At 63.9% G+C, this 7,287-nt stretch carries 6 protein-coding genes and 1 pseudogene; 3 read left to right on the forward strand and 4 right to left on the reverse strand.

Going from position 1 to position 7,287, the window contains the following annotated elements:
* Positions 1–111 precede the first annotated feature (111 nt).
* Complete coding sequence (locus tag ACYVOC_RS07650) at positions 112–1,707, forward strand: GMC family oxidoreductase (protein WP_461161374.1); 1,596 nt, start codon at positions 112–114, stop codon at positions 1,705–1,707.
* Between the two features lie 66 nt (positions 1,708–1,773).
* Here the strand turns inward: ACYVOC_RS07650 and ACYVOC_RS07655 are convergent, their stop codons facing one another.
* Positions 1,774–2,616 carry an ABC transporter permease gene (locus ACYVOC_RS07655; protein WP_461161375.1) on the reverse strand — a complete coding sequence of 281 codons (843 nt, stop codon included), beginning with the start codon at positions 2,614–2,616 and terminating at the stop codon, positions 1,774–1,776.
* 117 nt (positions 2,617–2,733) lie between these two features.
* On the opposite strand from ACYVOC_RS07655, the gene purT reads away from it, so the two are divergent.
* Positions 2,734–3,951: a formate-dependent phosphoribosylglycinamide formyltransferase gene (gene purT / locus ACYVOC_RS07660; protein ID WP_461161376.1), complete on the forward strand. Its 1,218-nt coding sequence runs from the start codon at positions 2,734–2,736 to the stop codon at positions 3,949–3,951.
* Between the two features lie 96 nt (positions 3,952–4,047).
* Here the strand turns inward: purT and ACYVOC_RS07665 are convergent.
* The 3 genes and pseudogenes from ACYVOC_RS07665 to ACYVOC_RS07675 all read right to left on the reverse strand — a co-directional run.
* Positions 4,048–4,602 (reverse strand): annotated as a pseudogene (locus ACYVOC_RS07665) (PDDEXK nuclease domain-containing protein); the annotation flags it as partial.
* Positions 4,603–4,700: 98 nt separating this feature from the next.
* Positions 4,701–5,498: a type I restriction endonuclease gene (locus tag ACYVOC_RS07670; RefSeq protein WP_461161377.1), complete on the reverse strand. Its 798-nt coding sequence runs from the start codon at positions 5,496–5,498 to the stop codon at positions 4,701–4,703.
* 143 nt (positions 5,499–5,641) lie between these two features.
* Positions 5,642–6,601: an ATP-binding cassette domain-containing protein gene (locus ACYVOC_RS07675; RefSeq protein WP_461161378.1), complete on the reverse strand. Its 960-nt coding sequence runs from the start codon at positions 6,599–6,601 to the stop codon at positions 5,642–5,644.
* Positions 6,602–6,792: 191 nt separating this feature from the next.
* Here ACYVOC_RS07675 and ACYVOC_RS07680 point away from each other — a divergent pair.
* A partial coding sequence (locus tag ACYVOC_RS07680) for an alpha/beta hydrolase (RefSeq protein ID WP_461161379.1) occupies positions 6,793–7,287 on the forward strand: 495 nt, incomplete at its 3' end.

The raw sequence follows: 7,287 nt of genomic DNA on the forward strand, positions 1-7,287 counted from the left end.
GTGAAACCTCTTCAAAGTGAAACAGACCCGGGAATCGTATCGGTATTTGCCCGCGGCTTCGAGTAAGGTGGTGACAGGGCAGCCAACCAAGGCGGCCAGGGGAAGACAGGCATGTTTGATTACATCGTTGTAGGGGGGGGCTCGGCCGGCAGCGTGCTGGCAGGGCGTTTGAGCGAAGACCCGGCGGTGCGCGTCTGCCTGCTCGAAGCCGGGCCCAGCGACAAGAGCGTGCTCATCCACTGCCCCGCCGGCCTGGCCGTGATGGCCAAGTACGAACTCAACGGCTGGGGCCAAAACACCACGCCCCAGCCCGGTTTGGGTGGGCGCCGCGGCTACCAGCCCCGGGGCAAGGTGCTTGGGGGGTCCAGCTCGATCAACGCCATGATTTACGCGCGTGGGCAGAGCGCAGACTATGACTTCTGGGCCGCGCAGGGCAACCCCGGCTGGGGTTGGAGCGATGTGCTGCCGTATTTCAAGCGGGCCGAAAACAACGAGCGCGGCGCCGACGCCTGGCACGGCACGGGCGGCCCGCTGAATGTGGCCGACCTGCGTTCCCCCAACCCGTTCAGCCAGGTCTTTGTCGATGCCGGGGTGCAGGCCGGGCACGCGCACAACCCCGACTTCAACGGCGCCTCGCAAGAAGGCGTAGGGCTGTACCAGGTCACCCACCGCAATGGCGAGCGCTTCAGCGCCGCCAAGGCCTACCTCACGCCGCACCTGGCGCGTCCCAATCTGCAGGTGATCACGGGAGCGCATGCCACGCGCATCCTGGTGGAAAACCGCCGCGCCGTAGGCGTGGAATACCGCCAGGGCGGCGCCGTGCAACAGCTGCGCTGCAACCGCGAGGTGCTGCTCAGTGCCGGTGCGCTGCTCTCGCCCCAACTGCTCATGCTCTCGGGCATTGGCCCGGGCGACGAACTGCAGCGCCACGGCGTCGAAGTGCTGCACGACCTGCCCGGCGTGGGAGCGCACCTGCACGACCACCCCGACGTGGTGCAGGTGATGGATGCGCCACGCCTGACCGATCTGTTCGGTCTGTCGCTGCCGGGCCTGGGCCATCTGTGGAACGGTGTGCGCGAATGGCGCAGCCGCCGCACCGGCATGCTGACCACCAACTTTGCCGAAGCCGGGGGCTTCATCCGCAGCCAGCCGTCCGAGCCCGCGCCCGATGTGCAACTGCACTTTGTGATTGGTAAGCTGGTGGACCATGGGCGCAAGACCGTGCTGGGCCATGGCTACTCGTGCCATGTCTGCCTGCTGCAACCCGTGAGCCGGGGCCGCGTGGGCCTGGCCAGCAACAACCCGCTGGACCTGCCGTTGGTCGATCCCAACTTTCTGGGCGAGCGGGCCGACATGGATCGCATGGTGCATGGCTTTCGGCGCATGCGCGAGATCCTGGCGCAACCTGCGCTGGCGCAGTTTGGTGCGCGTGAATTGCCCTCATCGGCCGCCGCGCAGACGGATGTCGAGATCGAGCAGTTCATTCGCCGCTATGCCGACACCATCTACCACCCCGTGGGCAGTTGCCGTATGGGGCCCGGGCCCATGGATGTGGTGGATGCGTCGCTGCGTGTGCACGGCATGCAGGGGCTGCGGGTGGTCGATGCATCCATCATGCCGCGCATCGTCAGCGGCAACACCAACGCGCCGACCATCATGCTGGCCGAGAAGGCCGTGGACATGCTGCGGGCCGCCAGCGGAAGATAATGATGAAATCAGGCTGCAGCGCTTTGCTGGTAAGCGCTATAAGCTATATTTTTAATAGCGTTCCGGTCAAGCACGAAAGCGCTTGCGCGTCAAGGCCAGCGCCACCCAGTAGGCCGCCACGGTGGTGCCCAGGATCACCAGGCTGTGGCGCAGCGGCTGCTGGGGCCACTGGTCCATGAAGAGCGGGCGCACCAACTCCACGGCGTTGGTCAGCGGCAGCCAGTCGGAGATGGCGCGCACCAGCGGCGGGAGCTGCTCACGCGGGAAGAAAACGCCCGAGAGGAACATCATCGGCGTGAGAACCAGCGTGAAGTAATAGGTGAAGAAGTCGTAGCCCTTGGCCAGCGCATTGAAGATCAGCGCAATGCTGGAGAACATGATGCCCACGCACAGCAGCACGGGCCAGGCCACCAGCAGCTTGGGCGAGTGGCTGATGCCCAGCGCCAGCATCACGCCCAGGATGGCCGTGACGGTGAACAGCGCCTTGAACGCCGCCCACAGCATCTCGGCCAGCAGCACGTCGTCCAGCCCCACGGGGGTGTTCATGATGCCTTCCCAGGTTTTTTGCACATGCATGCGCGAGAAGGCCGAGTACAGCGCCTCGAAGCTGGCGGCATTCATGGCACTCATGCAAATAGAACCGCTGGCCAGGAACAGGATGTAGGGCACCTGCGTACCGTTGACCGACAGCTCTCCGACCAGCGCGCCCATGCCGTAGCCAAAGGCCACCAGCCACATCAGCGGCTCGGCAATGTTGCCCACCAGGCTGGGGATGGCCAGCTTGCGCCAGACCAGCAGGTTGCGCAGGAACACCGGCCAGCAGCGCCTGGAGAGGCTGGGCGCGCGCCATACAGAGGGTGGTGGATCGGCAGTGTGGGGCGCTTGTGGAAGTGCGATAGGCATGTGCATATTGTGCGGTGTTGGCGGGTCGCCGGGCAGCCCCCGGCGTCCTCCAGCTGCCATGGCTTACAGTCACTGTCAGCCCGTCATTTCCATTTTTCTTCCACTTTTCTGAATAGTCCTGCCATGACCACCCTTGGAACCCCCCTGTCGCCCCACGCCACCAAAGTCATGCTGCTGGGCTCGGGCGAGCTGGGCAAGGAAGTGCTGATCGCGCTGCAGCGCCTGGGCGTGGAAACCATTGCCGTGGACCGCTACGACCACGCGCCCGGCCAGCAGGTGGCGCACCACAGCCGCACCATCACCATGAGTGATCCGGCCCAGCTCAAGGCCCTGATCGAGGCCGAGCGCCCCCACCTCGTGGTGCCCGAGATCGAGGCCATCGCCACACCCATGCTCGAAGAGCTGGAGGCCGCGGGCACGGTGCGCGTGATCCCCACGGCCCGCGCCGCGCGCCTGACCATGGACCGCGAAGGCATCCGCGTGCTGGCTGGCGAAACGCTGGGCCTGCCCACCAGTCCCTACCAATTTTGTGATTCGCTGGCCGAACTGCAAGCCGCCATTGATGGTGTGGGCGGGGCCGCAGGCATCGGTTACCCCTGCATCGTCAAGCCCGTGATGAGCAGCTCGGGCAAAGGCCAGAGCAAGATCGACAGCCCGGCCGACATTCAGAAAGCTTGGGACTTCGCCATGGCCGGCGGCCGCGTAAGCCATGGCCGTGTGATCGTCGAGGGCTTCATCGACTTCGACTATGAAATCACGTTGCTCACCGTGCGTTCCCTCGGGGCCGATGGCCAGGTGGAAACGCATTTCTGCGCACCCATCGGCCACCTGCAGGTCAGCGGCGACTATGTCGAAAGCTGGCAGCCCCACCCCATGCACCCCGCCGCACTGGAGAAGTCGCGCCAGATCGCCAAGGCAGTCACCGACAACCTGGGCGGCCAGGGGTTGTTTGGCGTGGAGCTTTTTGTGCAAGGTGAGCAGGTCTGGTTCAGTGAAGTGAGCCCGCGCCCGCACGACACCGGCCTGGTCACGCTGTGCACGCAGCATCAGAGCGAATTTGAATTGCACGCCCGCGCCATTCTGGGTCTGCCGGTGGACACCGGCCTGCGTAACCCCGGCGCCAGCGCCGTCATCTACGGCGGCGTGGACGCCGTGGGCATCGTGTTCGACGGCGTGGATGAAGCCCTGCGCGTGCCCGGCACCGACCTGCGCCTGTTCGGCAAGCCCGAGAGCTTTGCCAAGCGGCGCATGGGTGTGGCGCTGGCGCGCGCGGGCGATGTGGAGACGGCACGGGCGAATGCCAAGCTGGCGGCCGGCAAGGTCAAGCCGCGCAAGGCCTGATGCTGAGTTTTTAAGTGAAATTGGCCTCTGGCGCTTATCTATCAAGCACTGGCAGCTATATTTTTAGGAGTTGCGAGGTTGCAGGTAGATGCCTACTTACTCCATGCCGCCCAACTCGCTTTCAATTTGCTCGATGCTGGGTAAGCTTGTTTGCAGCGCAGCGGGCAGGGATTCAATGAGCTGGTATTCCGCCACCCCAATAGGTTGGGCCGTGTCACGCAGCGCGTATTCGGCCACCACCTTGTTTTTGGTCTTGCACAGCAGCAGGCCGATGGTCGGGTTGTCCTGTTCGGCCTTGACCTGCATGTCCACCGCCGTCAGGTAAAAGCCCAATTGCCCCAGATGCTCGGGCTTGAACTTGCCGCCCTTGAGCTCGATCACCACATAGCAGCGCAGTTTGAGGTGGTAGAACAGCAGGTCGATAAAAAACTCTTCGCCGCCCACGTTCAGCATCACTTGCCGCCCCACGAACGCAAAGCCCGCGCCCAGCTCCAGCAGGAATTCCGTCACGTGCTTCACCAAGGCGTGTTCGACCTCGCGCTCTTGTGCCTCGTCGGTCAAGCCCAGAAAGTCGAAACGGTAAGGGTCTTTCAGCGATTCGCGCGCCAAATCGGACTGAGGCTTGGGCAAACTCGCTTCGAAGTTGGTGAGCGGTGTGGATGCGGGTTTTCAGATCAAGCAGCCAGTCGGCATAGCCTTCGGGCGTGGGCATGAGGGAAACAGGTTGATCGCTCATGGTGGGTTTCCCTTCATGCCACCGTGACCTGCAGCATGGTGTTGCCCTGGATGATGTGGGGGATGGAATGCACCAGGTTGTTCAAAATCAGGTTCAGGCGCAGCAGGCTGGATGATTTTTGCGAGATGTCCTGCGAGTAGATGCTGCAGCGCTGCTCGCCAATGGCGTGGGCAATGTTCATGAGCAGCGTGCCTGAGCCTGCCGAGGGGTCGTAGCAGCTCACGTTGCGAACCGTGCCGCGCACGGCACCCTCAATAGGTTGCGGCGAGCCATCTTCATACTCCATGTTGTTGGAGAACACCATCAACTGTGTGATGTTGATGAAGCGCCGAAAGCGCGGGTTGCGGCTGCGCGTGATGATGCGGTTGCGCTCGGCCAGCACGCCTTCCCGGTTGTTGGGTTTCTTGACCTCGATAAACGCCAGCGGCATGCCGTTGATGAGCAAGGTGATGTCGGGCCGGAACTCATCGTCACCGTTTTTGCAGGTCAGCTCTGTGACGACATGGAAGCTGTTGTTGTCGAAGTTCTCGAAATCGACCAGCCGAGCGCCTGAGCGTTCCATAAGCCGGTCAAAAAAGGCTTTGCCGAGGTCTTCGTTATCCAGGAGAAGTTTGACGTCGGTCAGCAGACGGGTGACGTCATCCGCACCCAGGTCTGGATTGATCCGGGCAATCGCATCGTTGAAAAGCTCTGGAAAGATGTTGGTTTCTTCGTCCCAAGTGGCGCCCTTCAGGGAAAGATAGCGGTAGCCAAGCCGCATCAGATGCAGGATGCAGGGGATTTTGACCCGTGAGTCTTCGCTGAAAATCATCGGAACTACTCTCCCTTTTGTTTTGCCGCACGGGATGCGCGACCTTTATCGGACGTATCTCGAAATGGTCCGCAGGCGTCATCAGTCTAGCAAGAGGGGTTGCCCAGACAGCGTCGAAAGCGTGCTTGATGGGAGGTCTGGTTTCAACCGTCTTCGCGAATCTGCCGCCCGGTCAGCTTGAGGAACAAATCCTCCAGGTTTGCCGGCCGGTGCAGCGTGCGCAGGTGCGGGTGCTGCAGCAACGCGTCGAGCAGGGGGCGCGCTTCGCGGGTGTAGAAGAACACCGTCTCGCCGCTGACTTCGGTGCGCGCCGCCAGGGCCAGCAGGGCAGGGTCCTGCGCCAGCGCCAGGGCGCCCGCGCCGTAGACCTCCACCACCTCGGGCTCCAGGTGCTCGGCGATCAGTGCGCGGGGTGCGCCTTCGGCGATCTTGCGGCCGTGGTCGAGCACCAGCAGGCGTGAGCACAGGCGCTCGGCCTCGTCCATGAAGTGCGTGGTCAGCAAGATGGAGGTGCCCGATTGCACCAGGCGCTGCAGGCGTTCCCACATCAGGTGGCGGGCCTGCGGGTCCAGCCCGGTGGTGGGCTCGTCGAGCAGCAGCAGGCGCGGTGCGTTGACCAGTGCGCGCGCCAGCGACAGGCGCCGCTTCATGCCGCCTGACAGCTCGCCGGGCTTGGCCGCCGCCTTGTGCGTGAGCGCGGCAAATTCCAGCAATTGCGGAATGCGCTCGTCCAACGTGGCACGCGGCAGGCCGAAATAGCGGCCATACACGCGCAGGTTCTCAAAGCAGGTGAAGTCGGGGTCGAGCGTGTCGAACTGTGTCACCACCCCCAGTTGCTGCTTGATGGCTAGGGCGTCGCGCGGCATCGCCAGCGCTGCGCCGCCCCCGGGCGGGTAATAGTGGATGCTGCCAGCGTCGGGTGCCGTCAGCCCCAGGCACATGCGGATCGTGGTGGTCTTGCCTGCGCCGTTCGGGCCGATCACGCCCAGGCACTCGCCCGGGTGGATCTGAAACGAGACATCGTCCACCACGGTGGCCGCGCCGTAGTGCTTGCGCAGCAGCTGCACATCGAACAGCGGGGTGGGCGGGGAGCTGGGGTTCATGGGGAAGTTGTATCAAAAATAAGATAAAAATCGGCCTCTAGCGCTTTTTGGTATTGCGCTAACAGCTATCAATTCAATAGTGTCTTGCTGCGGTGGAGTGTGCTGGGCGCATGGCGTTTTGTCGCGCCAGGCTCCGCCGCAGGCCCGGCGCAGCGGTATCGTGGGCCTTTCAGCACAGGGGATTGTGAATGGTGAGCCATCCGGCATTCTGGCTGGGCGCTGTGGCGCTGGTGTTGTGGGGCTTGCGCTACGCACTGCATCGGGGTCTGGCGCCCGAGTCGACCCAGGCAGGCGTGCAGCCCCTGGCACTGGGGTTGCCTGCCCAGGCGGTGCGTATTCCCGCAGTGCGGGGACTGACCCTGTTTGCTTGGTACGTGCCCCAACCGGGCCCGCAACCGGCCCCCGCCGTGGTGTTGCTGCATGGCTGGGGCGGCAACGCCAGCACGCTGTTGCCTGCTGCGCAAACACTGCGCCAGGCAGGCTACGCCGTGCTGCTGCCCGAGGCGCGCAACCATGGCCGCAGCGACCGGGATGGCCACAGCTCTTTGCCCCGTTTTGCCCAGGACCTGGGCAGCGCACTGGACTGGCTCGCGCTGCAGCCGGGCATTGACACGACGCGCGTGGCAGCCCTGGGGCATTCGGTGGGCGGTGCTGCGGTGTTGTTGGCGGCGTCGCAGCGCACCGAC

Source organism: Simplicispira piscis (genome assembly GCF_054783455.1).